Here is a 23,410-nt window from a genome sequence, read left to right as displayed (position 1 = left end):
ACGGCACGGGCGCGGTCTTGAAGGAAAGGGAACGACAGCAGACCCCGCCGGCTACCCGGCGCCGAGCAGGACTTCGCCGCGCCGCCACGCCGTCGGCGACCGGCCGGTGAACGCGCTCCACTCCCGGACGAGATGGGCCTGGTCGGCGTAGCCGGAGACGGTCGCCACCTCGGACCACGGCAGCGGGTCGCGCGCGGTGGCCAGGTCGTGCGCGTGCTCGAAGCGCAGCACCCGGGCGAAGGTCTTCGGCGACAGGCCCAGCTCGCCGCGGAACCGCTCGGTGAGGTACCGGCGGCTCCAGCCCAGTTCCCCGGCGACCGCGCCGACCTGGACACGGCCCCGTGCCGCGACGAGGCGGCGCCACGCCTCGGCCACCTCGGGGCGCACCCGGTCGGCGGGATCGCCGCCCGCGCCGCGCCCGACGGCCCGCAGCAGCAGCTCGTCCAGTACGGCGAACCGCGCCGCCCAGGTCGGGGCCGCGCGGAGCCGGTCGGCCAACTCGCCGCCGAGCGACCCGAGAAGCTCGTCGAGCGGGACCAGCCGGTCGGCGAGCGCGGCGGCGGGCACGCCGTACACCGCCCGGGCCCCGAGCGGTGTCAGCGACACCTGCACGCCTTCCTGGCGCCCGTCGTGGTGGATCGCGACGGACCGGCTCATCAGACCGCCGGCCACGCCGCCGAACCGGGCGACCGGTGACCCGTCGCCGACGCCCGCCGCCACCTCCAGCGGGCCGGACAGGCTGATCACCGCGGTGAGCGCGCGGCCCGGCGGACCGCAGTGCACTCCGGGCGGGAACCCGCGGAGATCGAAACCGGTGTACGAGCGGACGTACCGCCGCAGCGCGGGAGCCGGACGCACAGGGGCGGGGGTGGCCGCATGGTCTTCCACCCTCGCAGTGTACGAACCGGCCCGCTCAGCCGAGTTCGGCCGGGCCCGCCGCGATCACCGCGTCGAGCATGCCCCGCGACGCCTGGAGCTCGTCGATCGCCTCGGTGATGCGTGCGCGCTCGCGGCGCAGCCGGGCCACCAGGTCGGGGCACACGGGCGCGAGGGTCGTCCCGTCGTCACGGACGCACGGCAGGACCTGGGCGATGGTGGCGGTCGACAGGCCGGCGGCCAGCAGGGTGCGGACGCGGCGGACGGTGTCCACGTCCGCGTCGGCGTAGACGCGGTAGCCGCTGGGCAGCCTCGACGGCGTCAGCAGGCCCTGCTCCTCGTAGTAGCGCAGCAGCCGCTCGCTGACCCCGGTGCGGCGGACCATCTCCCCGATGCGCACGTGATCTGCACCTCACCCCGTTGACTCTCCCACCGGTGTGAGACTTTAGCGTCCCGGTCATGAGCACCGGCACCGCACGTCCGGTGAGCGGGACCGCCGGCCCCACCCGCCGCGACCGCGCCGGCCGGCGGTGCCCCTCCACTGCCGGAAACCCGAAGGAGAAGGACGACCATGTCCCCTGCCCTGCCGACCTCCCGCCTCGGCCGCATCGTGCGCGGCACCGGCCCCGGCCTGCTCCTGGCCCACGGGGCCGGCGGCGGCATCGACGCCAACTACGGCCCGATCATGGACACTCTGGCCGACGGGCACACCGTGATCGGCCCCGACTACCCCGGCACCGGCCGCACCGAACGCGCCACGGCCCCGCTCACCCTCGACGGCCTCGCCGACGAACTGGTCGCCACCGCCGTCGAGGAGGGCCAGGACACCTTCGCCCTCGCCGGCTACTCGCTCGGCAGCGCGGTCGCCGTCCGCGCCGCCACCCGCCACCCCGACCGCGTCACCGCCCTCGTCCTGACCGCCGGCTTCGCCCACCCCAACCCGCGCCTCCTCCTCGCCGTCAGGCTCTGGCGCGACCTGCTGCGCGCGGGGGACTTCGAACAGCTCGCCGCCTTCGTCTCGTTGATCGGGATGGGCGCGCCGGTCCTGGACGCCGTCGGCCAGGACGACCTGGACGCCGCCCTGAAGGCCACCGCGGCCGGCATCCCGCCCGGCACGCCCGAGCACCTCGACCTGATCACCGACCACGTCGACGTCCGGGCCGATCTCGCCCAGCTGACCGTGCCGACCCTCGTCGTCTCCACCACCCTCGATCAGCTCGTGACCCCGCACCACCACCGGCAGCTCGCGGAAGGCATTCCGCACAGCCGCTACGCCGAGATCGCCACCGGGCACCTCCCGTTCGTGGAGCGTCCCGCCGAATGGGCCGCCCTCATCCGCGACTTCCTCCGGGACGTCGACGCCTGACGGGCGCCGTGGTGAGGGTGCAGACGCCGTCGGCGCACCGGCGTTCCAGCCGGCCCCGGGAGATGGTCTGCGCCAGGCCGACGGCCCAGCAGGTGGGGCAGCCGCGGAAGGCGACCAGGGCCGGCAGGGCGGCCAGCAGGCCGACCGGTCCGGTCACCGGCACCAGCGCGACCGCGCCGGCGATCAGCCCGAAGCCGACCGCCCCGCGCGCCAGATGGCGCGGGACGGACCGGCTCGCGTAGTCGGGCCTGGAGGCGGCAGGCCGCGTCAGGGGGACGGGGTCGGGGTCGAGGACAGGCGGAGTGGTCATGTGCGCGGCTCTCCTTCGGCAGGGTGTACGGGGCCGGGCGCGGTGTCCGGCGCCGGTGCGGGCGCCGTCAGCGCCAGGCGCAGGGCGGCGCGCGCCCGGTGGAGGCGCGACTTCATCGCCGCGTCGCTCAGGCCGAGCGCGTGCGCGACGGCCCGTCCGGGCAGGCCCTGGACGTCCCGCATGACCAGGACCTGCCGCTGGTCGCGCGGCAGGGCGGCGACGGCGGCGGCGATCCGCCGGGCCTCCAGGCGGCGCAGCACCGCCTCCTCGGCCGACGGTTCGGCGACGGTGCCGGGACCGGGCTCCGGTTCCGGCGCCGGGGCCGGCAGGACGAGCCGGCGGACCTGCCGCAGGCACTCGTGCCGCACGATGCGGAACATCCACGAGGCGAGCGCCCCGGTCGCCCGCAGGGTGCCGATCTTCCGGTACAGGATGATCAGCGCCTCCTGTGCCGCGTCCTCCGCGTCCTGCGGCGAGGCGCACAGGGACCGGGCGAACTTCCGTACGTGCGGCTGGGATTCCGCGACGACGGTGGTCAGCGAGGCGAGGTCGCCGTCCTGCGCCGCACGGACCAGACGCTCGTCGGGCCAGGAGAGGGGTCGGTTCATGGTGCGCATCCTCACGGGTGGTTCCCGGTTCCGGCCCGGTCAGGCCCGGCTCCGGTACCGCCGCAGCAGGTGCAGCGCGCACGCTCCGACGAGGACCGCTCCGACGACGACGAGGGTGGTGACCAGCATGGTGTCTCCTTCCGTGGTCCGGCCCGCGCGGCCGGTACGGGGAAAGGAGGCGGCGGACCCCGGAAAGGATTCACCCCGCCGCGGACGACTTCGCGGCGGGGCGCCGTCCTGGGCCGGGTCCGCCCGTCAGACCGGGAGCCGCGCCAGCAGGCCGGCGAAGTCTGTCGCCGGCGGGAGGGTGCCGAAGGCGAGGCCCTGGTCGCCGGAGAGGCGGGACGCGCAGAAGGCGTCGGCGACCGGCGCCGGCGCGTGCCGGACCAGGAGCGAGCCCTGGAGGACGAGGGCGGCCCGCTCGGCGACCCGGCGGGCCCGCAGCGGCGCGTCCTCGGTGAGCCGCAGCTCGTCCCGGAGGTCCGCCCAGGCCGCGTCGAGCCGCCGGTCGGCGCCGGACGCCGCCTCGATCTCCGTACGGAACGCCTCCAGGGCCTCCGGCTCGCGGGCGAGGGCGCGCAGCAGGTCGAGGGCGGTGACGTTGCCGGAGCCCTCCCAGATGCTGTTGAGGGGGGCCTCGCGGTAGAGGCGGGGCATGCCGGACGCCTCGTCGTAGCCGTTGCCGCCGAGGCATTCCAGGGCCTCGGCGACGGCCGAGGGCTGCCGCTTGCAGACCCAGTACTTGCCGACGGCAGTGGCGAGCCGCAGGAAGGCGCGCTCCCGGTCGTCGCCGAGCCGGGCCCGGTCGGCGGCGCCGGCGAGGCGCAGGGCGAGGGTGGTGGCGGCCTCCGATTCGAGCGCGAGGTCGGCGAGGACGTTCCGCATGAGCGGCTGGTCGACGAGGGCGGCGCCGAACGCGAAGCGGTGCCGGGCGTGGTGGGCGGCCTGGGCGAGCGCGCCCCGGATGCCGGCGGCGGAACCGAGGACGCAGTCGAGGCGGGTCATCGTCACCATCTCGATGATGGTCCGCACGCCCTTGCCCTCGGTGCCGACCAGCCAGGCGACCGTGTCGTCGAACTCCGGCTCGCTGGAGGCGTTGGAGCGGTTGCCGAGCTTGTCCTTGAGCCGCTGGATGCGGAACGCGTTGCGGCCGCCGTCGGGCAGGACGCGCGGGACGAGGAAGCAGGACAGGCCGCCCGGCGCCTGGGCGAGGACGAGGAAGAGGTCGTTCATCGGCGCGCTGGTGAACCACTTGTGACCGCGCAACCGCCAGGTACCGTCCGGGAGTTCGGTGGCGGTAGTGGTGTTCGCGCGGACGTCGCTGCCGCCCTGCTTCTCGGTCATGCCCATCCCGGCGAGCAGCCCGCGCTTGCCGGCCGGGGCGCGCAGCCCGGGGTCGTACGAGCGGCTGGTGAGCAGCGGCAGGTACGTCTTGGCGAGGTCGGGGGAGTGGCGCAGCGCCGGGACCACCGCGTACGTCATCGAGACCGGGCACAGGTGGCCGGGTTCCAGCATGGTCGCGAGCATGAAGCCGCCCGCCCGGGCCACGTGGGCGCCGGGCCGTTCGTCGGCCCAGGCGGCGCCCGCGAGGCCCTCGCCCACGGACAGGTCCATCAGCCGGTGGTAGGCGGGGTGGAACTCGACCTCGTCGATCCGGTTGCCGTACCGGTCGTGGGTGCGCAGCTCCGGCTCGTACCGGTTGGCCTGGTCGGCCCAGCGCTGCGCCTCCTCGCCGGCGGTGATCCGGCCGAGGCGGTGCAGGTCCTCCAGGTGCCAGGCGGCGCCCTCGCGCGCGACGCCTTCGAGCAGCACGGGATCGTCGGCGGCGTCGTGGCCGGTGAGCGGCGGGGCCTGGTTGGTGACGGCGTGGGTCACGGCCGCGGGGCGGCTGCGGGGACCTTCGGTCCGGGCGTCGGGGCCGGTGCCGGGGTCGGGGTCGGTGCCGGTGGTGGTCACGGTGGCTGCTCCCTCGGGCGGGTCGGGTGGCGGTACGGGTCGCGGGGCGCCGGCCGCGGGGGCCGGCGTGCGGGCGGTGCGCTACGGCGCGGGGGCGCCCGCGCAGCGCAGGGCCAGCGCGGTGAGCTCGGCGAGCAGGGCCTCGGTGGTGGTGGCGCCGGGGGTGCCGAGCGGGTCGACCAGGACCTCGCCGACCGCGCCGGTCAGCGCGGCGGCGGTGATCTCGCCGTCCTGCCGGGGCAGCACCCCCTGCGCGACGCCCTCGCGGACCACCGCCGCGAACAGGGCGCGGTAGCGGCGCCGGAAGTCGAGCCGCTCGGCGCCGACGGCGGGCTCCGCCGGGGCGGCGAGCAGGGCGTAGGCGAGGCCGCGGTTCTCCAGGGCCCGGCGTGCGAAGACCTGGACGCCGCGGCTCAGCCGTTCGACCGGGTCGCCGGGCGCGGCCAGCACCGCGCCCAGCACCTCCACCTCGCGCCCGGCGGCCCGCCGGAACACCTCGACGGCCAGCGCCGCCTTGGACGGGAAGTGCTGGTAGACGGAGCCGGCCGCGATGCCGGCCGCGTCGGCGACGGCCGTCACGGACGCCTGCGACCAGCCCACCTCGGCCACGACCGAGGTCGCGCAGGCGACCAGGTGCTCGCGGGCGGCTTCGAGGCGGCGGATCTCCGCGGGGGTCTTGCGGTAGGCCATGAAAGAAGTGAAGCACCATTCAGAGCTTCCCGCCAGAGCCGGCGCGCCCCGACCGGCGGCGTGCTGTCGGCCGACGGCCGCGCGCGGCCGTCCTCGCCCCCGCCGGAGCCCCGTTGCCCCCGGTCACGGCAGCCAACCGGCCCCGCTGAAGGCTCTGTTACGTTGGCCGGACCCCAGGAGAGGAAGCGAACCGCCCATGGCCACCATCCACCGCACCACGATGCGGCCGACCAAACTGGAACTCCTCGCCGCGTGGCTGCCCACCCGGACCTGGTACGCCGCCGGGTCCGAGGCGCCGCGGCCCGCCAAGGCCGGCGGGTTCCGGCTCGACGACCCCGAGGGCGAGGTGGGCATCGAGTTCATGGCCGTCACCGACGGCGAGGGCCCCGGCGCGGTCACGTACCACGTGCCGATGACGTACCGCGGCAAGCCCCTCGACGGCGCCGAGCACGCCCTCATCGGCACCTCCGAGCACGGCGTCCTCGGCACCCGCTGGATCTACGACGGCGCCCACGACCCCGTCCTCGTCGCCGCGCTCCACGCGCTGCTCGCCGGACGGGCCGTACCGCAGCAGCAGTCCGTCAGCGACGCCGCCGACCCGACCGTCACCGCCGCACTCGACGCCCCCGCCGTCGCCGCCGCGCCCGTCGAGCCCGCCGGCGCCACCGACGGCGCCGATCACACCGACGTACGCCTCCGGGTGCCCGGCGCCGACGCGCCGCTCACCCTCCGCCTCCACCGCGTCCTGCGCCCCGCGCCCGCCGCGGACACCGGCGACGGGGCCGTCGTCGGCCGGGTCACCGCCGAGTGGACCCCCGCCGGAGCGGACGGACAGCCCGAGCGCGGCGACTATGTGACGGTACGTCAGGACTGACCGGGCGGGCGGCGGCGCTCCGGTCTCACGGGCGGAGCGCCGTCGCCAGCTGGGCGCGCGACCGCACGTCCAGCTTCTGGTAGATGCGGGTCAGCCGCGCCTCCACCGTCTTCACGCTCAGGAACAGCTTCGCCGCCGCCTCCTGGTTCGAGGCGCCCTGCCCCACCAGCCGCGCCAGCCGCAGCTCCGCCTCCGTCAGCGACGCCAGCGCCGTCGGCGCCTCGTCCCCGCCCGGCGCGGCTCCCGGCAGCTCGCCCGCCGGCGCCTCCGTCGCCAGCGCCAGCCACGGCGCCGCACCCGCCCGCTCGAAGACGGTCGCCGCCCCGTGCAGCGCCGCCTGCGCCGCCGACCGCCGCCGCCGCTTCCGCTCCACCCGCGCCAGCGCCATCAGCGCCCGGCCCTGCTCCAGCGGCAGCCCCGCCTCCGCGAACCGGCCCGCCGTCCGGGTCAGCAGCTCCGCCGCCTCGTCCGTCCGCCCCTCCGCCGCGAGGCACAGCCCCTGTGCCCGGTCGCAGCCCAGCAACACCGTGGACCGGCCCAGCCGTTCGGCCACCGGCCGCACCTCCGCGAGCAGCGCCGCGGCCTCGTCCACGGCGTCGTGCGCGAGCAGCGCCTCCGCCAGCTCCTCGTGCCAGCGCAGCATCGACGGGTCGACCGTCGACTGCGCCCGCTCGTCGGCCTGCACCCGGCGCAGCGTCTCCAGGGCCGCCGCCACGTCGCCGTTGACCAGCTGCACCCGGCCGAGCGCGTACCGGCTCCGCGACAGGAAGACCCGGTCGCCCTCCTCCTCGGACGCCTGGACGCTCCGCCGCGCGTAGCTCGCCGCCCGGCCCAGGCTGCCGCCCGCCGTCTCGGCGAGCGCCAGCGCGTACCAGGCGGGCCCGGGCGACAGGCCGGCCTCCAGGGTCAGCGCCAGCGACTGGCCCGCGTGCGCCAGCGCCGCCGCGCACGCGCCGATCCGCGACTCGATCTCCGCGAGCGTCCGGAACAGCTCGATGGCGTCCTCGACCGAACCGCGCCGCTGCACCAGCGGCAGCAGCGCGTTCAACTCGTCCCGCGCGTCCGTCAGCCGGTCGTCGAACAGCGCGTGACGGATCGTCAGGATCTGGGCGGCGTTGCGGATGCCCAGCGGCCGTTCCGCCAGCTCCAGTTCCCGCGCCCGGGCCAGGACCCGTTCGGCGTCGGCGGATCCCAGGGCCCGCTCCATCCGGGCCTGCACGGTCAGCGCCTGCGCGGCGGTCCGCGCGTCGCCCACCGACGAGGCCAGCGCCGCCGACTCCATCGCCGCCGTCCGGGACCGCTCCGGATCGCCTTCCGCCAGCACGTACTTGACGGCCAGCCGGAGCTGCACGGCGGCCCGCAGCGCGGTCTCGCCCTCCGAGTCCTCCATGGCGTGCACGTACATGTCGTCGAGGTCGGTCAGACCCTGTCCTGCGGTGTCGAGGACGGCGAGCCGGGCCCGGACCCGGTCGGCGGGGGAGGCGTCCCGGGCGAGCAGGTCGGTGGCGGCCCGCATCGCCAGGTCGGCGCGGGCGGCGCGGGCGGCCTCCTCGGCCGCGTCCACCAGCCGGGCGATCCGCCGCACGCCGTCCCGTCCGGGCGTCGACTCGGCCGCCAGCAGCGCCAGTTCGGCGGCGAGCGCGTTGTTCCCGCGCCGCCGGGCGGCCTCCGCCGCGGCGGCGACCTCGGCGGCCAGCTCCTCGTCCGGCCGGTCGGTGGCGAGCGCCCGGTGGCGCACCGCCTCGACGGGGTCGTCCACGACCTCCGCGAGCGCCGCGTGGCCGGTGCTGCGCTCCGTCCAGCTGGCGTCGTGCACGAGGGTGGAGGGGAGCAGGCCGGCGGTGAAGGCGAGCGAGCCGTCCTCGGCGAGCGACACCAGGCCGGCCCGTTCGGCGGCGGCGAGGTCGGCCTCGGCGTCGGGCCGGCCGGCGCGGCGGACCAGCGTCGCCGAGGGGCGCAGCGCGAGCGCCGCGAGCAGCAGGGTGGCCCGGACCCGCGGCGGGGCGGTGCCGAGGAGCTGGCGGGCGAGGTCCCGGGCCCGGCCGGAGAGGGTCAGCGCCTCGGCGTGGTGCACGGGGGTGCGGGCGTCGGCGAGGGAGCGGCCGACGGCGAGCGCGAGCCGCGGGTTGCCGCCGCTGGCGCGGTGGATGCGTCCGGCCATCCGGGACGGCAGCCGGTGGTGGATGAGGAGTTCGGCGATCTCGTCGGCCTGGAGCGGCGGGACGAGCAGCAGATCGGCCTCGGACGGCACCCACAGGTGCGCGGAGTGGCCCCCGTGGGGGCGGCCGGCGGCGCCGGTGCCGGGTTCCGGGCCGTCGGCGCGGTGGGTGTCCCCGTACGGCTCCGGGGTCTCGACCGCGATGACGCGCAGCGACGGCGGGGCGAGGTGCAGCGCGAAGCGGAGCAGGTCGGTGCTGTCGGGGTCGAGGAACTCGGCGCCGTCGACGACGAGCAGCACCGGGCCCCGGGTGGTGAGCGCGCGCAGGATGCGGGCGATGCCCAGCCGCAGGGCGATCGGGTCCCAGCCGCCTTCCTGGAGGGGGGCCTCGCGGCAGAGCATGGCGACGGCGGTGCGCTGCGGTCCGGGCAGGTCGTCGAAGGCGGCGGAGGCGGAGACCCCGGCCGGGAGGGCGCCGGGGGCGCCGAGGACGTGCCCGGCGAGCCGGGGCGGCGCGTCCTCGCAGGAGAGCACGGCGGTGGGTTCGTGGCGCGGTCCGGGCCAGGCCGCGGTCGCGGCCACCGAGGCCACGAGCGCCGCGGCGGCGGCGCCGGGGATCGCCCGGTCCGAGGGGAGGGTGGCGAGCCAGAGCACGGTCTCGCCGCGGGCCTCGGCCCGGGCGGCGGCGGCCAGCGCGACCTCGGTCTTGCCGACGCCGGCGGGCCCCGTGAGCAGGGCGCGGCCGCGGGCGTGCAGCACGGATTCGAGGCGGGTGAGCAGCTCCTCGCGGCCCACCGGGGCCGGCGGCCCCGGGATGCCGGGGGAGCGTGCGGGCAGGGGGCCGTGCGGAACCGTCGTCACCTGGTCGTCACCTCCGCCCGTGGGCCCCGCCCATGAGCCCTGCGCAGAGGATACGGAGCCCACCGTCCCCGTCCAGGTCCCGTGTCCGGCATACGGACACCGGTGTGCGCCGCGGATCGTTCCCGGACGTCGGCGACGCCCCCGTGGTGTAGACCACGAGGGCGCCGCTGACCAGCGGTGATGCTGGTGTGGGGGGTGGAGTTGGTGCGGTGGGGCGGAGGATCAGAAGGTGAGCGACCAGGAGTCGATGTAGCCGGTGTCACCCGTGGCCACATCGCGGACGCGGAGCTGCCAGGTGCCGTTGGCGACCTCGCTGGAGGCGTCGACCGTGTACGTCGTGATGACGTTGTCGGCGCTGTCCGAGGAGGAGGACGTCTTCAGGTTGCGCACCGTGCCGTCGGGGGCGACCAGGTCGACGACCAGGTCCCCGCGCCAGGTGTGCTTGATGTCGACGCCGACCTTGAGGGCGGCCGGGGCGTTGCCGGTGCGGCCGGTGACGGCGATCGAGGACGACACGGTGGTGTTGTCGGAGATCGTGACGTCGGCGGCGTTGGTGAAGACGGTGCCGGGCTGGGTGGTGCCGGTGACCGCGTTCACGGTCTTGGCCGCGTCGGCGATGCCGGTGCCGCAGCCGCCGGTGCAGGTGCCGGGCAGCGGACGCGCGTTGGTCTTGATCGCGGACTCGATGTCGGCCGGGGTGAGGGTGCTCTTGGCCGACTTCAGCAGGGCGGCGAGGCCGGCGATGTGCGGCGCGGCCATCGAGGTGCCCTGGTAGGGCTTGTAGTTCTCGGTCGACTGGACCGTGGTGCCCGAGTTCAGCGTGGAGTGGATGCCGTTCTCGGGGGTGGTGACGGTGCCGGGGGTGTCGGTGGCGCGGCGGGTCTCGCCGCCGGGCGCGGACACGTCGACGGCGGTGCCGTAGTTGGAGTAGTACGACCGGTTGCCCTCGCGGCTGGTCGACGCCACGGTGATGACGTTCGAGCAGTTGGCGGGCGTGAAGCCGGAGGTGTTGGCGTTGCTGTTGCCCGCGGCGACGACGACGGTGGTGCCGCGCGAGACGGCGCCGTTGATCGCGGTCTGGTAGACGCTCGGGCAGGTGGAGCTGGCGCCGCCGAGGCTCAGGTTGATGACCTTGGCCGGGGTGGCGTTGGCCGGGACGCCCGGCACGGAGCCGCCGGAGGCCCAGGTGATGGCGTCGGCGATGTCCGAGGACGAGCCGCCGCACTTGCCGAGCACGCGGACGTGCTGGACCTTCGAGCCGTACGCGATGCCCGCGATGCCCTTGGCGTTGTTCGTGACGGCGCCGATGGTGCCGGCCACGTGGGTGCCGTGCCAGGAGGAGTTGGAGGCGCGCGAACCGGTGCCGCACTCGCCGTCCGTGGCGTTCCAGTCGCCCTCGTCCTTCGCGTCCGCGTCCCGGCCGTTGCCGTCGCGGGCGTCGGAGGAGGTGGAGATGAAGTCGTAGCCGGCGACGGTGTTGGCCGCCAGGTCCGAGTGGGCGGCGTAGCCGGTGTCGATGACGGCGACGGTGACGCCCGAACCGGTCGTCTTGTCCCAGGCCGCGGGCACGTTCATGCCGCCGGTGGCCTCGAAGAGGTCCCACTGCTTGGCGTAGTCGGTGTCGTTCGGCGTGACGGCCATCGCGTAGGCGCGGATGTCCGCCTCGACGCGGGCGACGGACGGGTCGGCGCGGAACGCGTCCATGACCTCGTTCACGTCCTGCGAGGTCGCGGCGTCGCCCAGGTCGACCAGGGCGGCACCCCCCGCGAGGCGGCGCTCGAAGGCGAGCTTCTCGCCCGTCTCGGCGGCCTTCTCGGCGGCGTCGGTCTTCGCGGCCGCGTTGGAACCGGCCTCGGCGGCCTGGCTCTTGTAGGTGACGATGACCTTCTCGACCGGGGCGCTCGGGAGCGCCCGCATCGCCTGCGAGGCCGGGGCCGGCTTCGGGGTGGGTGCGGCCGGGGCGGCGGCGAACGCCCCGGTGGTGGTGGCAGCGGCACCGATGATCGCGGCGGTGGCGACCACGGATATGACTCTCCGCCTGGAACCGTTCAAGGTGGTGGGCCCTTTCGAGTACGACGTAGGTGCGGAGCAGTGGCGGCGGCGCGGGAGTCGCGGGGCGAAGTGGGGTCGCGTCCGAGGTCCCTGGGCTGGGGGGCCCGTGCGCCGCCACCGGCGCCGACGGCCCGGGTCAAGGCCGTCACCGGCGGCGGTCTCCCCGCATGCACCTGTCAGATGCGATGTGGGGGATGTTATCCGCCGGTGCGGAGGACAGTAGGGAACGGGGAGGTGAACGCGATACGGGGAAAACCCTTGTCACCCCTCAGGGGCGGGGAGGGGGTCCCCCTCGGCGCGGGGACGGCGCGCGGCGCGGGGCGGGCGCGCCGCCCCGCGCCGCGCCGCACCGGACCCCTTCCGGCGGCCGAACCGGCCCGATCCGACCCGCTCACGGGCAGGCCGGCGCCCGTCGGGACCGCCCGGGGGGCCGCGCGGGGTCGACCGCGCGGCGGGACGGGGGCGGGGCGGCCCGGGTGCGTTGAGGGGGCACGGGACGGCCGCCCGGCCTCCGGTCGCGGAAGAAAGGCCAGAAAAAGGGGCGTACCGGAGGGAAAGCGTCAAGCGGTGCGGAAATCAGCCCAGTTCGAGGGTCGTGACGCCGAAGACGCGCTCCGCCGCCACCGGGCGCACCGGGCCGGTGTACATGCGGGCCGTCTCGAACGTCGGCGTCAGGCCGCGCTCCTCCGCGAGCCGCGCCGCCGCCGGGTTGGTCTCCGGCATGTCGACGGCGATCGCCCGCGCCCCGAACTCCCGGGCCGCCCCGGCGAGCGCGTCGAGCAGCGCCGCCGCGTCCTCCGGCCCGTCCGCGAACAGCGGCCCCACCCGGGCCTCGTCCTGCGAGGGCCGGACGACGCCGTAGCCGGTCACCCGGCCGTCCGTCACCCGGGCCAGCGCGCGGTGCCCCGGGGTGGTCAGCCAGGCGGAGAGGAAACGGGGCCGCTCGGCGTGGTGGCAGGCCGAGTCGTACGCGGCGAGCTGCGCCGGATCGACCTGCGTGGCCGGGACGACCCCGGTCACCGGGCGGTCGGGGGACGGGACCTCTCCGACGTAGCGGGCGCTGCGGTAGGCGGTGGTGAACCCGGAGCGCCGGTAGTTGTCCTGCTGGGCCGGCACCCCGTCGAGCCCCACCGTCCGTCCGCCCGCGTGCGCGAGCCCGGCCCGCCAGGTGGCCAGCCCGAGGCCCCGGCCGCGCAGTTCGGGCCGGACCAGGTAGAAGCCGAGGAAGGCGTAGGCGTCCCCGTACGTCACCACGGAGACGGCGGAGACCGGCTCGCCGTCGAGCCGGCCCAGGAAGAATCCGTCCGGATCCTGCGCGAAGAAGGCGTCGCCGTCCGCCCGTCCGGGGTTCCACCCCTCTTCGACGGCCCAGGCCCGGACGAGTTCCCACTCGTCACGGGTGGCACGGGTGACGGCGAGCGAACCGGGGGAGAGCGGGGTCACGGGCGGTCCCTTCGGGGAGGCGTGAACGGCGTGGGGAGCGTGCGGCGGCCGGTCGTCGGACCGGACGCGTGCGGACCGCGGGCCCGCCTCCGTACGCGCCGGCGGCCCCGGACGAAAGCGGCCCCATCGCCCATCAGATCGGACAAAGCGCCCCACCGTAGCGCCTCCCGGCCCGCTGCTCCGCGCGCGCCGAACGATTCCGGCCGCCGTGCCCGGAGAAGGCCCCGGGCGCCTCAGGCCACCAGCCGGAGGCGGCTGTCCGCGATCCCGAGGCGGACCGTCTGGCCCCAGGTCAGGTCGAGCGCGTCGGACTCGACGCCGTCGCCGAAGGCGACCAGCCGGTCGGACTCCACGGTCAGGCGCAGGCCCTGCGCCGGGCCGAGCAGGCCCTCGACCCGGCGCGTCCCGGTCGTCGGCGACGGCCACGCCTCGCGGACGAACCAGGCGAGCCGCGGTTCCGCCGGTCCCGGCAGGGCGAGCGCGCTGGAACGCTGCTGCCAGAGCGACCGGAGCCAGCCGGTCGCTCCGGTGCCGGTGCCGGCCAGCACCCCGGACGACGCCTGGGCCTCCGGTTCCGTGCCGTCGGCGGTGTCGGTGTCGGTGTCGGTGTCGAGTGTGTAGCGGGCGGTCTGGTGGCCCGGCGGGCCGACGTAGATCTCGTTGAGCGCGAGCAGCCGCTGGCCGTCGTCGGTGGCCGCCGCGACCATGGTGAGCTCGTCGGCCGCGGCGCCCGCCCCCGCCGCGTACGGCAGCAGCCGCCGCGCGTCGGAGGGCCGGTGCCGCACGAGGACGCCCGCGTTGCGCCCCGGGTCGGCGTCGATGCCGACGACGGGCTGGCCGGCGAGGTACTTGGCGGTGTTGGCGACCAGCCCGTCCTGGCCGACGACCACGACGACGTCCTCGGGGCCGAACAGGAACCGGTCCAGGTCGGCGCGTTCCACCCGGGTCTGCCGCCAGGTCAGCGGCACCGCGGCGGCGACGTCCGCGAGCGCCCGCCGGGCGCGTTCGTGCCGCTCCCGCACCTCGTCGGCGGAGCGCCCGCGGGCCGCCAGGAAGAACGCGGCCTGGCCGTGCGTCCCGTGCCGGGCGAGCAGTTCCTCGTACTCCGTCCTGCGGTGCACGAGGACCGCCCGCGGGGCGAGGCTCACGCGCCCGTCCCGCCGCTGCCGCCGTCGCCGAGCTTCGCGAGGAGGCCGGTGAGGACGTCGGGGGAGAGGGTGAGGTGCTGGATCCTCGGCAGCTGCTCGGCGGCGCGGGTGAGGGCGAGGGCGCGCAGCACGGCCGGGTCGGCGGCGGCGTGCGCCTGGAGCCAGGCGGTCTGCGCGGCGGCGCGGGCGTCGCCGACCTCGCGCGCGGCCTCGGCCTCGGCGCGCGCGAGCCGCACCTTCCGCACCGCCTCGGCCTCGGCGCGTACCGCGTCGGCGGCGGCGGCCTCCTCCGCCTCCCGGCGGGCGTTGGTGCCGCGCTGCTCGACGAGCCGTTCCTCCTGCCGGGCCAGCTCGATCTTGCTGGCCAGCTCGTTCTCGGCGATCGCCCGCTCGCGCTCGACGGCGACCGCGCGCCGCTCGTAGGTGGCCCGGTCAGCCTCCTGCTGGACCTGCTCGCGGGCGGGGGTGCGCAGCGCGCGCTCGACCTCGGGTTCGGGCCGGATCGCGACGACGCGGACGGCGACCACCTCGATGCCGGTCGCCGGGAGCCGCGGTTCGGCGGCGAGCCCGTCCGTGATCCGGTCCCGTACCGCCGCCACGCCGTCCACCAGGGCCCGCGCGAGCGGGGTCCGGGCGAGCACGTCGAGGGCGTGCTGCTGGGCGGTCTCGGTGAGCAGGGTCGCGATCTGCTCCAGCGGGGTGCCGCGCCAGACGCCGGTGTCGGGGTCGATGGAGAAGTCGAGGCGGGCGGCGGCGGTCGCCGGGTCACCGATCCGGTACGTGACGGTGGACTGCACGCTCACGTCCTGGAAGTCCGCGGTGCGGGCGTGGAAGGCCATCGCGAGCTCGCGGTCGTCCACCGGCACCTCGGAGAGCGCCGCGCTGAGCGGCCGGAACCAGAAGCTGAGCCCGGTGCCGTCGTGCGCGAGCCGCCCGCGCTTCTGGTGGCGGATGTGGGCGGTGGGAGCGGAGCGGAGGTGGCGCCAGCCGGCCCGCCGGGTGATGTCGGCCATGTGAGAGAACCCCCTTGTCGTCATGATGACGATAGCGGGGTGCTCTACTTATCGTCAAGGTGACGTAAATCAGGGGGTGTCTCTCTCAGCGGGCGGGCTCCGCCTCCGGTACGGGCCCGAGCGCCCCGCCCAGCGACTCGGCCAGGCTTGCCACCGCGGGCTCAGCCGGTTCCGCTGGGGGTGGGATCGAGGGTGCCGCCGCTGCCGCCGGGGCGCCCGTGGTGAGCAGGACGACACCCCGGGCCGCGACCAGCGCCGCCGCGCCGGCCGCCAGCCAGCCCCAGACGCCCGCCCGGAAGGTCTCGCCCAGCAGCGCCACGCCGATGACGGCGGCGGCGGCCGGGTTCGACAGGTTCACCACCGCCAGCGGAGCGGCGAGCCCGCCCCGGTACGCGGTCTGCGACAGGAGCAGCCCGCCCATGGCGAACGCCGAGATCAGCACGGCCAGCAGCGCGGTCTGCCACCAGGACGGCTGCGCGCCGGGCAGCCCCACCGCCAGTGCGGCCGTGAGCGTCTGGGTCAGCGCCGACGCGACACCGGAGGCGACCCCGGAGGCGGTGGCGTGCCCGAGCCCGTGAGCCCGTACGCCCCCGTCCCGGCGACCGCCGCCCGCGAGCACCGCGATCAGCAGCGCCGTCGCCGCCGCGACGACCAGCGACTCGCGCAGGCTCAGCGCCTCGCCGGGCTCGGCCGGCCCGGTGACCGCGACCAGCCCGACCAGACCGGCCAGCGTCCACAGCGCGCCCCGCCACTCGGTGCGGGTCACCCGCCGCCGGGCCGTGTACGCGCCCAGCGGCAGCGCCGCCACGAGGGTCAGCGCGCCGAGCGGCTGGACCAGGGTCAGCGGCCCGTAGTGCAGGGCGGCCACGTGGGCGAGGGCACCGGCGGCGTTCAGGCCGACGGCCCACCACCACTGGCCCCGCGCCAGCAGCGCCCGCAGCGCCCCGCGCCCCGAGGGGGCGGAAGGAGCGGCGGCGAGCCGGGCCTGGGCGACGGCGGCGAGCGCGTAACCGGCGGCGGAGACGAGGGAGAGCAGCACCGCGAGCACGGTGCCGGTGACGGTGCTCATCGCGGCACCCCGACCGGTACGGGCTCCGCGCCGGCGCGCGGGCGGGGCACGGCGGGCGGTGCCTCGGTGTCCGCCGGTTCTCCGGGCGGGGACGAGGGACGGACCGGCTTCGGTACGGCGAGCAGCGCGAGGCCCAGCAGCACCGCGGCGACGACGGCGTCCAGCCAGTAGTGGTTGGCGGTGCCGACGATCACGAGCAGCGTCAGCGCCGGGTGCAGCAGCCACCACCAGCGCAGCCGGGTACGGGTCGCGGCGATCAGCCCGACGGCCACCATCAGCGCCCACCCGAAGTGCAGCGACGGCATCGCGGCGAACTGGTTCGCCATCGAGTCGGCCTCGGGGGCGGCGCCGTACACGGACGGGCCGTAGACCCGCGCGGTGTCGACCAGTCCGGCGGCGGCGAGCATCCGCGGCGGCGCGAGCGGCAGCGCGATGTGCAGCACCAGGGCGGCGCCGGTGACCAGGGCCAGGACGCGCCGCGCCCACAGGTAGTGGGCGGGCCGGCGCCAGAACAGCCAGACGAGGAAGAGGACCGTGGCCGGGAAGTGCACGGCCGCGTAGTAGGTGTTCGCGGCCCGGATCAGCGGCTCGCCGTGCAGCAGGAGCTGCTGGACGGCGCCCTCGCCGGGGAGGTGGAGGACGCGCTCGGCGTCCCAGACCCGGTCGGCGTTGTGGAAGGCGCGGGTCTCGTGCCCGTTCGCGACGAGCCGGCCGAGCTTGTAGACGAGGAAGAGCCCGGTGACGAGCAGCAGCTCGCGCAGGAGCGGCGGTCGTCCGCCCCGCTCCCGGGAGCCGGGACGGAGCCCGAGCGTCCCGCGTATCCGGGTTGCCATGGCGCGGCACTTCCCTCCGGCGGCCGGTCGACCGGCCGAGCGGCCGGCGGTCGACCGCTCTCGTCGATCAATCGGTCAAAAACGCAACAAACGGAGGAACTGTAGATCCGAATTCATCGAGACGCAAGCGTCTCGATACGTTTGCGTCTCGATTGTGCGCCCCCTACTCTCGTATGTGCAGAGGAAGGGTGCTCTCGCCCCGCGCGCAGAGCCCCGGAGGGATCCGGGAGGGACCGATGTCCACGCAGGCCGCCACCGCCGCCGCCCGCCGCAGCAAGATCACGCCCGAGCGCGAGACGGAGCTGTACGAGGCCGTCCTCCGCCTCCTGCGCGAAGGCGGCTACGACGCGGTCACCATGGAGGGCGTCGCCGCCCGCACCAAGTGCGGCAAGGCCACCCTCTACCGCCAGTGGGGCACCAAACCGCGGCTCGTCACCGCGGCCCTCGCCGCCCGCCGCTGCGCGCTCTTCGCCGGCATCGACACTGGCAGCCTCGCCGGCGACCTCCACGAGGCGGCCCGCGTCGCCTCCGCCCGCCACGAGCGCGACACCGAACTCATGGAGGCCGTCGCCCAGGCGTACCTCCAGCACCCCGACCTGCGCGGCGCCCTGCGCGAGACCGTCATCGCGCCCGAGGTCGCCGCCATCGACGCCGTCGTCCAGCGCGCCGTCGACCGCGGCGAGGTCGCCGCCGACAACCCGGCCATCGCCTTCGTCGCCCCCAGCTTCATGGGCCTGCTCCGCATCGAACGGCTCCTGGAGGACCGCTTCCCCGACGACTCCGCCGCCCGCGCGTTCGTCGACGCCGTCCTGCTGCCCGTCCTGCGCGTCGACGGGTGACCGGCGCGCGGTTCCCCCACCCTGGAACCATGCCCGCCACCACCCCCGACGTCCGCGTCCGCCGCGTCTACGACCCGCCGTCCCCCGACGACGGCGTCAGGGTCCTCGTCGACCGCCTCTGGCCCCGCGGCCTCGCCAAGGCCGACGCCCGCATCGACGAATGGCCCAAGGCCCTCACCCCGTCCACCGAGCTCCGCCGCTGGTACCACGGCCCCGGAGCGGGCGACTACGACGAGTTCAGCCGCCGCTACCGCGCCGAACTGGCGGCCCCGGAGGCGGCCGCCTCCCTGGACCGCCTCCGCACCCTCGCCCGGAACGGGACGGTCACCCTCCTCACCGCCACGGCCCACCCCGACACCAGCCACACCACGGTCCTCACGGCGGAACTGACCGCGTAGCGACGCCTCAGCCCCTTGTCAGCCGAGGCGCGTCGACGGCGGCGTCCACGGCAGCCGGACCGCCGCCGTCTCCCGCGGAGCCCGGGGCGGGACCACCCGCGTTGTGCACGGGACCCGAGGCAGGACTACCGCCCGCCCCGGCGGAGCCCGAGACGGGGCCACCGCCCGCCGCGGTCGCCTCCACCCGCCCGGCCAGCTCCCCGGCCCAGGCGACGAGCCCGGCGACGTCCACCCCGTACGTCTCGCCGCCCCCGTCCGCGTACCCGGCGATCCGCCCGGCCCCGCGCCGCAGCAGCCGCGCCCCGCCCGCCGCGTTCCCCCGGGCGGCGTGCGTCAGCCCCACGGCCAGCTGCGCGAGCCCCTGCCACAGCTCCCGCTCGCCCTCGGGCCCGGACTTCCACGCGTCCTCGAAGACCTCGTGCGCGTGGAACGGCATCCCCGCGTCCAGCAGCCGCTGCGCCTCCCGCACGCTCTCCGCCGGCGCCCGCACCACCCCCTCGGGCTGCCGCGCGACCCCCTCGGCCCCGTACGGCAACGGCCGCCCGAGCCCGTCCCGGGGCCGCGCGTTCCGCGCCCGCCCCTCCGCGTCCCGGTCCCGCTCGGCCCGCCCGGCCGCCCCGCCCCTGCCGCTCATCCCGCTCCGCCCGCTCATCCCGCCATTCTCCGCCCCGGCCCACCCCGCTGTGCGATCTCCACCCGCGGAGTGAGGTAATGTTCTCCTGCACGCCGACGCGGGAATACCCGCCGCCGACGAGCACCGGGACGTGGCGCAGCTTGGTAGCGCACTTGACTGGGGGTCAAGGGGTCGCAGGTTCAAATCCTGTCGTCCCGACTCGAAAGAGTCGCAGGTCAGGGGCCGTTTCAGAGCAATCTGAAACGGCCCCTCGACCGTTTTCGGGGACCAGTGTCGGGGCGCCCGTGGGGGACCAGCCCGCCCTGACTGCCGGCGAGTGACCACGAGGGGGCTCGGCAGGGAGCGGCAACCGTGCCCGGCGATCGTTCGCAGGACGTGCACCTGGACGCCGGCGCGTGGGTGTGCTCGACCGTGGACGTGAAGCCGGGCCGGACGGTGCCGTGGCCGCGACCACCGTCCGGCCCGGAGCGTGCGGGCCCGTGTGTCAGGCCGCCTGCTCGTGCTCGCAGGCGTCCTCGATGCCGTACGTCTCCCACGCGGGGAACTCGTCCTCGGCGGGGACGGCTTCGCCCGGTGCCAGCAGGCAGGCGTCCAGGGCCGCGCGCAGGGCGTCGGCACGCAGTCCGGTGCCGATGAAGACGAGTTCCTGGCCCTGCGTGGTCTCCGGGCCGCGGGCGCCGGACGGCTCGAAGCGGGCGACGGCGCCGGCCTGGGACCACAGTCCGGTGACCCGGGGCCGGCTGGCGAGCCAGAAGAACCCCTTGGAGCGCAGGACGCGCCCGAACCTCCCGCTGTCGAGGCCCCCGGTGACGAAGGCCCAGAGGCGCCCGGGGTGGAAGGGGCGGTCGGAGCGGAAGACGAGCGAGGAGATGCCGTACTCCTCGGTCTCCGGTACGTGGTCGCCGTTGAGTTCCTTCACCCAGCCGGGGGCCTGCTGCGCCTTCTCGACGTCGAACAGGCCGGTCCCCAGGACGTGTTCCAGGGCGATCCGGCCGCGCACGGCCGGGACGATCCGCGCCTCCGGGTTGAGCCGGGAGAGCGTGGCCCGGAGCCGACGGGCCTCGTCCGGTCCGACCAGGTCGAGCTTGTTGAGCACGATCACGTCGGCGAACTCGACCTGGTCCATGAGCAGGTCGCTGACGGTGCGCTCGTCGTCCTCGTACTGGTCGAGGCCGCGGGCGGCGAGTTCGTCGCCGTCGGCGAGTTCCGGCAGGAAGTTCGCGGCGTCCACGACGGTCACCATCGTGTCCAGGCGGGCGAGGTCCCCGAGGGTGGCGCCGTCGTCCCGGGGGAAGGAGAACGTGGCGGCGACCGGCATGGGTTCGGAGATGCCGCTGGACTCGATGAGCAGGTAGTCGAAGCGGCCCTCGCGGGCGAGCCGGTCGACCTCCTCCAGGAGGTCGTCGCGCAGGGTGCAGCAGATGCACCCGTTGGTCATCTCGACCAGGCGCTCCTCGGTGCGGGACAGGGCCGCCTCGCCGCCGCGCACGAGCGCCGCGTCGATGTTGACCTCGCTCATGTCGTTGACGATGACCGCGACCCGCAGCCCTTCGCGGTTGCCGAGCACGTGGTTGAGCAGAGTGGTCTTGCCGGCGCCGAGGAACCCCGAGAGGACGGTGACGGGCAGCTGGTCGGTGGACACCATGAGCCGCTCAGCCCTCCGGCTTGATGAGGCCGCGCCGGTACGCCTTCACCAGGCGCTGCGGCACGAGGTACACCGAGCCGTCCACGGTCAGGGGGACGAGCTGCGTGGTGGTCGCCTTCCACTGGGCGCGGCGGTGACGGGTGTTGCTGCGGGACATCTTCCGCTTGGGGACGGCCATCGTGAGACTCCTCGGTCCGGTGGTGACCCGGAGAAGCTACATGAAAATGGATTCCGTTATCAATCAGGGGACGTGTGGGTCGGGCGGGGACGGCCGGGAACGGGTGGCCGTTCCCGGCCCGCCGGTCGACGCGGCGCCGGCGCGGCGGCCGCGACTGCTTCCTGACATAGCAGGGGTGAACGGAGGAAACATGGGCAAGCGCGAGCGGGAGGGAACATAACGCTTCGATCGACCAGGAGGAGCCTTGAGTGACTTCCAGGAATCGAGCCGCCGGCAGGACAGTGGTACGGCGGCGGTAGCGCACACGGCCCAGGACAAGGCGGGCGAGGGTGCCGCGCTGGTCGGCGGCAAGGCCGCCGAGGTGGGCGGGACGGCCAAGGAGCAGGCGGCCAACGTCGTCGGCGAGGCCACCGCCCAGGCGCGAAGTCTCGTCGACGACCTGAAAGGCCAGCTCCAGGAACAGGCGCAGTCCCAGACCGGGCGTCTCGTGGAGAACGTGCGGCGGCTCTCCCAGGAGCTGCGGGAGATGAGCGAGGGCGGCAAGCCCGACTCCACCATGGCGGGTGTGGCCCGTCAGCTGGCCGACGGAGGCGAACAGGCCGCCGCGCGCATCGAGCAGCGCGGCCCCGACGGACTGGTCGGCGAGCTGCAGGACTTCGCCCGCCGCCGCCCGGCGGCCTTCCTGGCGGGCGCCGCGGTGGCCGGGTTCCTCGTGGGCCGCGCCGGCAAGGGAGTGGGGGCGGCCTCGTCCCACGGCGACGGCGGCTCCGACGTCCGGGACGTCCGGGAGCGGACCTCGGGCGGTGTCGCTCCGGCGGCCCGTTCCGGTGTGCCCGCCGGTTACGAGGACCTGACCGACACCTACGGGCAGTCGCAGCCCCCGCACGTGGTGCCGACGCCGCCGTCCTACCCGCCGACGGGCACGTACGGTGGCTCGCCCCGCCCGGGCGAGGGGAGGTGACCCGTGGCGACGTCATACCAGGAACGGCCGACGCGACCCGCGCCGCCGCCGCCCCCGCCGGCGGCCGCGGAGCCGTCGATCGGCGATCTGGTCGGTGAGATCGGCCAGGACCTCTCAGGACTGGTCCGTACCGAGATCGAACTGGCGAAGGCCGAGCTGAAGCAGGAGTCGGCGAAGGCCGGCAAGGCGGCCGGAATGCTGGGCGGCGCCGGCTACGCGGGCCACATGGTGCTGCTGTTCGGCAGCCTCACGGCCGTGTTCGCCCTGTCGCACGTCGTCGACATCGCGTGGGCCGCACTGATCGTCACCGCCCTGTGGGCCGCCGTCGGCGCGGCGCTCTACGTCAGCGGACGCGCCGGCTGGCGCAACGTCCATCTCAAGCCCGAACAGGCCGTGGAATCGCTGAAGGAGGATGCACGATGGGCCCGACACCCGACGAGCTGAGGACCGACGCGGAGCACCGGCGCGCGCACCTCGCGCACAACGTCGACGCTCTGGCGGACAGGATGGCCCCGCGCAGGGTGGCACGGCGCAAGGCGGACTCGGTGCGCCACCGGGTCAGCGGAGTGAAGGAGCGTGTGATGGGTACGGCACGGGGCGCGGCGGACGGAGCGTCCGGGAGCCTGAGTCAGGCCACGGACAGCGTGACGGCGACCGCCAGGGACGTCGGCGGAACGGTGAGCGAGACCGTCCAGCAGGCGCCCGAGCGGCTGAAGCGGCAGACCCAGGGCAGTCCGCTGGGCGCCGGGCTGATCGCCTTCGGCGCCGGCATGCTGACCGCCGCCCTCCTTCCGGCCACGGAGGCGGAGGAACGCGCGGGACAGAAGCTGCGCGAGCACTCCGGTGAACTGCTGGAACCCGTCAAGCAGACGGTGGTCGAAGCGGCGCAGGAGGTCAAGGAGGAGATGCGGGAGCCGGCCGCCCAGGCCGTGGAATCGGTGAAGGGCACGGCGCAGGACGCGGCGGACACCACGAAGGATCACGCCCGGAGCGCCGGCCAGGAGACGGCGCAGGGCCTGCGGCAGGTGGGCCAGGACGCCGCCGACGAGGTGCGCCGCAACCCCGGCACCCCCGGCGGCCCCGGCACGGGGACTCCCTGACCGCTCTGGTCCGGAGACTCCTCCGCCACGGGAACGGGCGGGCCCCTCGCGGGCCCGCCCGTTCCCGTGGGCGCACACCCCGACAGGCCAGGCGCGGCGGGCGACCGGCCCCTCACGACAGGACCGTCCTTGCCGCAGGCTGCTGACCTGCGAGAATAAGTGCACGGTGAACGGATACGCCTGTTCGGATAACGGTCACGTCACGGCTGCAGGCGTTTCGGAAGATCACCTTCCGTTATGTGATCCGCGTCACGCGGAAGGTGCCGGGTTCCGTGGTAGGAATGCGCAACTCCGCAGGTGGCACCACCCCTCGCCGCCTTCCGGAAGGGCCGGCACGTACCGGCCCCGTACCCCCAGGCGATCACGCTCCGAGTCCGCGGACGTCGATCCCCGGGTCG

Annotated in this window: 23 protein-coding genes and 1 tRNA gene; 8 read left to right on the top strand and 16 right to left on the bottom strand. The window is 75.6% G+C overall.

Annotated features, from left to right (window positions below):
• Positions 1-51: 51 nt before the first annotated feature.
• Together ACFVQZ_RS34115 and ACFVQZ_RS34110 are read right to left on the bottom strand one after the other, a co-directional pair.
• On the bottom strand, positions 52-888 hold the full coding sequence (locus ACFVQZ_RS34115; protein WP_383628678.1) for a helix-turn-helix domain-containing protein: 837 nt from the start codon (positions 886-888) through the stop codon (positions 52-54).
• Between the two features lie 25 nt (positions 889-913).
• Positions 914-1,276 (bottom strand): MerR family transcriptional regulator, encoded by a 363-nt coding sequence (locus ACFVQZ_RS34110; protein WP_383628676.1) that lies wholly within the window; start codon positions 1,274-1,276, stop codon positions 914-916.
• A 171-nt stretch (positions 1,277-1,447) separates the two neighbouring features.
• Here ACFVQZ_RS34110 and ACFVQZ_RS34105 point away from each other — a divergent pair, with 171 nt between their 5' ends.
• Positions 1,448-2,242, top strand: a complete 795-nt coding sequence (locus ACFVQZ_RS34105) for an alpha/beta fold hydrolase (protein ID WP_030497149.1) — start codon at positions 1,448-1,450, stop codon at positions 2,240-2,242.
• On the opposite strand, the gene ACFVQZ_RS34100 is transcribed toward ACFVQZ_RS34105, so the two are convergent.
• From ACFVQZ_RS34100 to ACFVQZ_RS34085, 4 genes are all read right to left on the bottom strand, one after another.
• Positions 2,208-2,552, bottom strand: a complete 345-nt coding sequence (locus tag ACFVQZ_RS34100; protein WP_383628674.1) for a hypothetical protein — start codon at positions 2,550-2,552, stop codon at positions 2,208-2,210. The two genes, ACFVQZ_RS34105 and ACFVQZ_RS34100, sit on opposite strands and share 35 nt — an antisense overlap.
• Positions 2,549-3,160, bottom strand: coding sequence for an RNA polymerase sigma factor (locus ACFVQZ_RS34095; RefSeq protein ID WP_383628672.1), 612 nt, complete (start codon positions 3,158-3,160; stop codon positions 2,549-2,551). The genes ACFVQZ_RS34100 and ACFVQZ_RS34095 overlap by 4 nt, the downstream gene beginning before the upstream one ends.
• Before the next feature lie 255 nt (positions 3,161-3,415).
• Positions 3,416-5,035, bottom strand: coding sequence for an acyl-CoA dehydrogenase family protein (locus ACFVQZ_RS34090; RefSeq protein ID WP_383628727.1), 1,620 nt, complete (start codon positions 5,033-5,035; stop codon positions 3,416-3,418).
• A 162-nt stretch (positions 5,036-5,197) separates the two neighbouring features.
• Positions 5,198-5,806 (bottom strand): TetR/AcrR family transcriptional regulator, encoded by a 609-nt coding sequence (locus ACFVQZ_RS34085; RefSeq protein ID WP_030497153.1) that lies wholly within the window; start codon positions 5,804-5,806, stop codon positions 5,198-5,200.
• A 196-nt stretch (positions 5,807-6,002) separates the two neighbouring features.
• On the opposite strand from ACFVQZ_RS34085, the gene ACFVQZ_RS34080 reads away from it, so the two are divergent.
• Positions 6,003-6,680, top strand: coding sequence for a 1,4-alpha-glucan branching protein (locus ACFVQZ_RS34080; RefSeq protein ID WP_383628670.1), 678 nt, complete (start codon positions 6,003-6,005; stop codon positions 6,678-6,680).
• 25 nt (positions 6,681-6,705) lie between these two features.
• Here ACFVQZ_RS34080 and ACFVQZ_RS34075 read toward each other — a convergent pair whose 3' ends face one another.
• The 7 genes from ACFVQZ_RS34075 to ACFVQZ_RS34045 all read right to left on the bottom strand — a co-directional run bounded on the left by ACFVQZ_RS34075 (position 6,706) and on the right by ACFVQZ_RS34045 (position 17,257).
• Entirely contained in the window at positions 6,706-9,699 is a 2,994-nt protein-coding gene (locus ACFVQZ_RS34075; protein ID WP_081959502.1) for a helix-turn-helix transcriptional regulator, read from the bottom strand.
• Between the two features lie 222 nt (positions 9,700-9,921).
• Positions 9,922-11,616, bottom strand: a complete 1,695-nt coding sequence (locus tag ACFVQZ_RS34070) for a S8 family serine peptidase (protein ID WP_036416146.1) — start codon at positions 11,614-11,616, stop codon at positions 9,922-9,924.
• Positions 11,617-12,327: 711 nt separating this feature from the next.
• Positions 12,328-13,194, bottom strand: coding sequence for a GNAT family N-acetyltransferase (locus ACFVQZ_RS34065; protein ID WP_383628667.1), 867 nt, complete (start codon positions 13,192-13,194; stop codon positions 12,328-12,330).
• A 233-nt stretch (positions 13,195-13,427) separates the two neighbouring features.
• Complete coding sequence (locus ACFVQZ_RS34060; protein ID WP_383628665.1) at positions 13,428-14,342, bottom strand: hypothetical protein; 915 nt, start codon at positions 14,340-14,342, stop codon at positions 13,428-13,430.
• A complete protein-coding gene (locus ACFVQZ_RS34055) occupies positions 14,339-15,355 on the bottom strand; it encodes an SPFH domain-containing protein (protein ID WP_030497159.1) in 1,017 nt (338 codons plus the stop codon). The genes ACFVQZ_RS34060 and ACFVQZ_RS34055 overlap by 4 nt, the downstream gene beginning before the upstream one ends.
• Positions 15,356-15,440: 85 nt before the next feature.
• Positions 15,441-16,424, bottom strand: a complete 984-nt coding sequence (locus ACFVQZ_RS34050) for a DMT family transporter (RefSeq protein ID WP_383628663.1) — start codon at positions 16,422-16,424, stop codon at positions 15,441-15,443.
• Positions 16,421-17,257, bottom strand: a complete 837-nt coding sequence (locus tag ACFVQZ_RS34045; protein ID WP_383628661.1) for a phosphatase PAP2 family protein — start codon at positions 17,255-17,257, stop codon at positions 16,421-16,423. The genes ACFVQZ_RS34050 and ACFVQZ_RS34045 overlap by 4 nt, the downstream gene beginning before the upstream one ends.
• Before the next feature lie 236 nt (positions 17,258-17,493).
• Here ACFVQZ_RS34045 and ACFVQZ_RS34040 point away from each other — a divergent pair, with 236 nt between their 5' ends.
• Together ACFVQZ_RS34040 and ACFVQZ_RS34035 are read left to right on the top strand one after the other, a co-directional pair.
• The gene (locus tag ACFVQZ_RS34040; RefSeq protein WP_030497162.1) at positions 17,494-18,096 is read left to right on the top strand and encodes a TetR/AcrR family transcriptional regulator; all 603 of its coding nucleotides are present in this window, start codon (positions 17,494-17,496) and stop codon (positions 18,094-18,096) included.
• Between the two features lie 29 nt (positions 18,097-18,125).
• A complete protein-coding gene (locus ACFVQZ_RS34035; RefSeq protein WP_383628659.1) occupies positions 18,126-18,494 on the top strand; it encodes a DUF488 domain-containing protein in 369 nt (122 codons plus the stop codon).
• 7 nt (positions 18,495-18,501) lie between these two features.
• Here the strand turns inward: ACFVQZ_RS34035 and ACFVQZ_RS34030 are convergent, their stop codons facing one another.
• The gene (locus ACFVQZ_RS34030) at positions 18,502-19,146 is read right to left on the bottom strand and encodes a DUF309 domain-containing protein (RefSeq protein ID WP_383628657.1); all 645 of its coding nucleotides are present in this window, start codon (positions 19,144-19,146) and stop codon (positions 18,502-18,504) included.
• Between the two features lie 106 nt (positions 19,147-19,252).
• On the opposite strand from ACFVQZ_RS34030, the gene ACFVQZ_RS34025 reads away from it, so the two are divergent.
• A tRNA-Pro gene (locus ACFVQZ_RS34025) sits at positions 19,253-19,326 on the top strand.
• A gap of 286 nt (positions 19,327-19,612) precedes the next feature.
• Here ACFVQZ_RS34025 and ACFVQZ_RS34020 read toward each other — a convergent pair.
• A complete protein-coding gene (locus ACFVQZ_RS34020; RefSeq protein WP_383628655.1) occupies positions 19,613-20,773 on the bottom strand; it encodes a GTP-binding protein in 1,161 nt (386 codons plus the stop codon).
• Between the two features lie 7 nt (positions 20,774-20,780).
• Complete coding sequence (gene rpmF, locus ACFVQZ_RS34015; protein ID WP_383628653.1) at positions 20,781-20,951, bottom strand: 50S ribosomal protein L32; 171 nt, start codon at positions 20,949-20,951, stop codon at positions 20,781-20,783.
• A gap of 244 nt (positions 20,952-21,195) precedes the next feature.
• On the opposite strand from rpmF, the gene ACFVQZ_RS34010 reads away from it, so the two are divergent.
• The 3 genes from ACFVQZ_RS34010 to ACFVQZ_RS34000 are packed head-to-tail and all read left to right on the top strand — an operon-like array spanning position 21,196 to position 23,012.
• Positions 21,196-21,912 (top strand): hypothetical protein, encoded by a 717-nt coding sequence (locus ACFVQZ_RS34010; RefSeq protein WP_383628651.1) that lies wholly within the window; start codon positions 21,196-21,198, stop codon positions 21,910-21,912.
• A 3-nt stretch (positions 21,913-21,915) separates the two neighbouring features.
• A complete protein-coding gene (locus tag ACFVQZ_RS34005) occupies positions 21,916-22,356 on the top strand; it encodes a phage holin family protein (protein WP_081959509.1) in 441 nt (146 codons plus the stop codon).
• Positions 22,332-23,012, top strand: a complete 681-nt coding sequence (locus ACFVQZ_RS34000) for a DUF3618 domain-containing protein (RefSeq protein ID WP_383628649.1) — start codon at positions 22,332-22,334, stop codon at positions 23,010-23,012. The genes ACFVQZ_RS34005 and ACFVQZ_RS34000 overlap by 25 nt, the downstream gene beginning before the upstream one ends.
• Positions 23,013-23,410 lie beyond the last annotated feature (398 nt).

This window comes from Streptomyces sp. NPDC057854 (assembly GCF_042797055.1).
Lineage (GTDB): Bacteria > Actinomycetota > Actinomycetes > Streptomycetales > Streptomycetaceae > Streptomyces.
This window is presented reverse-complemented; position numbering and strand designations above follow the sequence as displayed.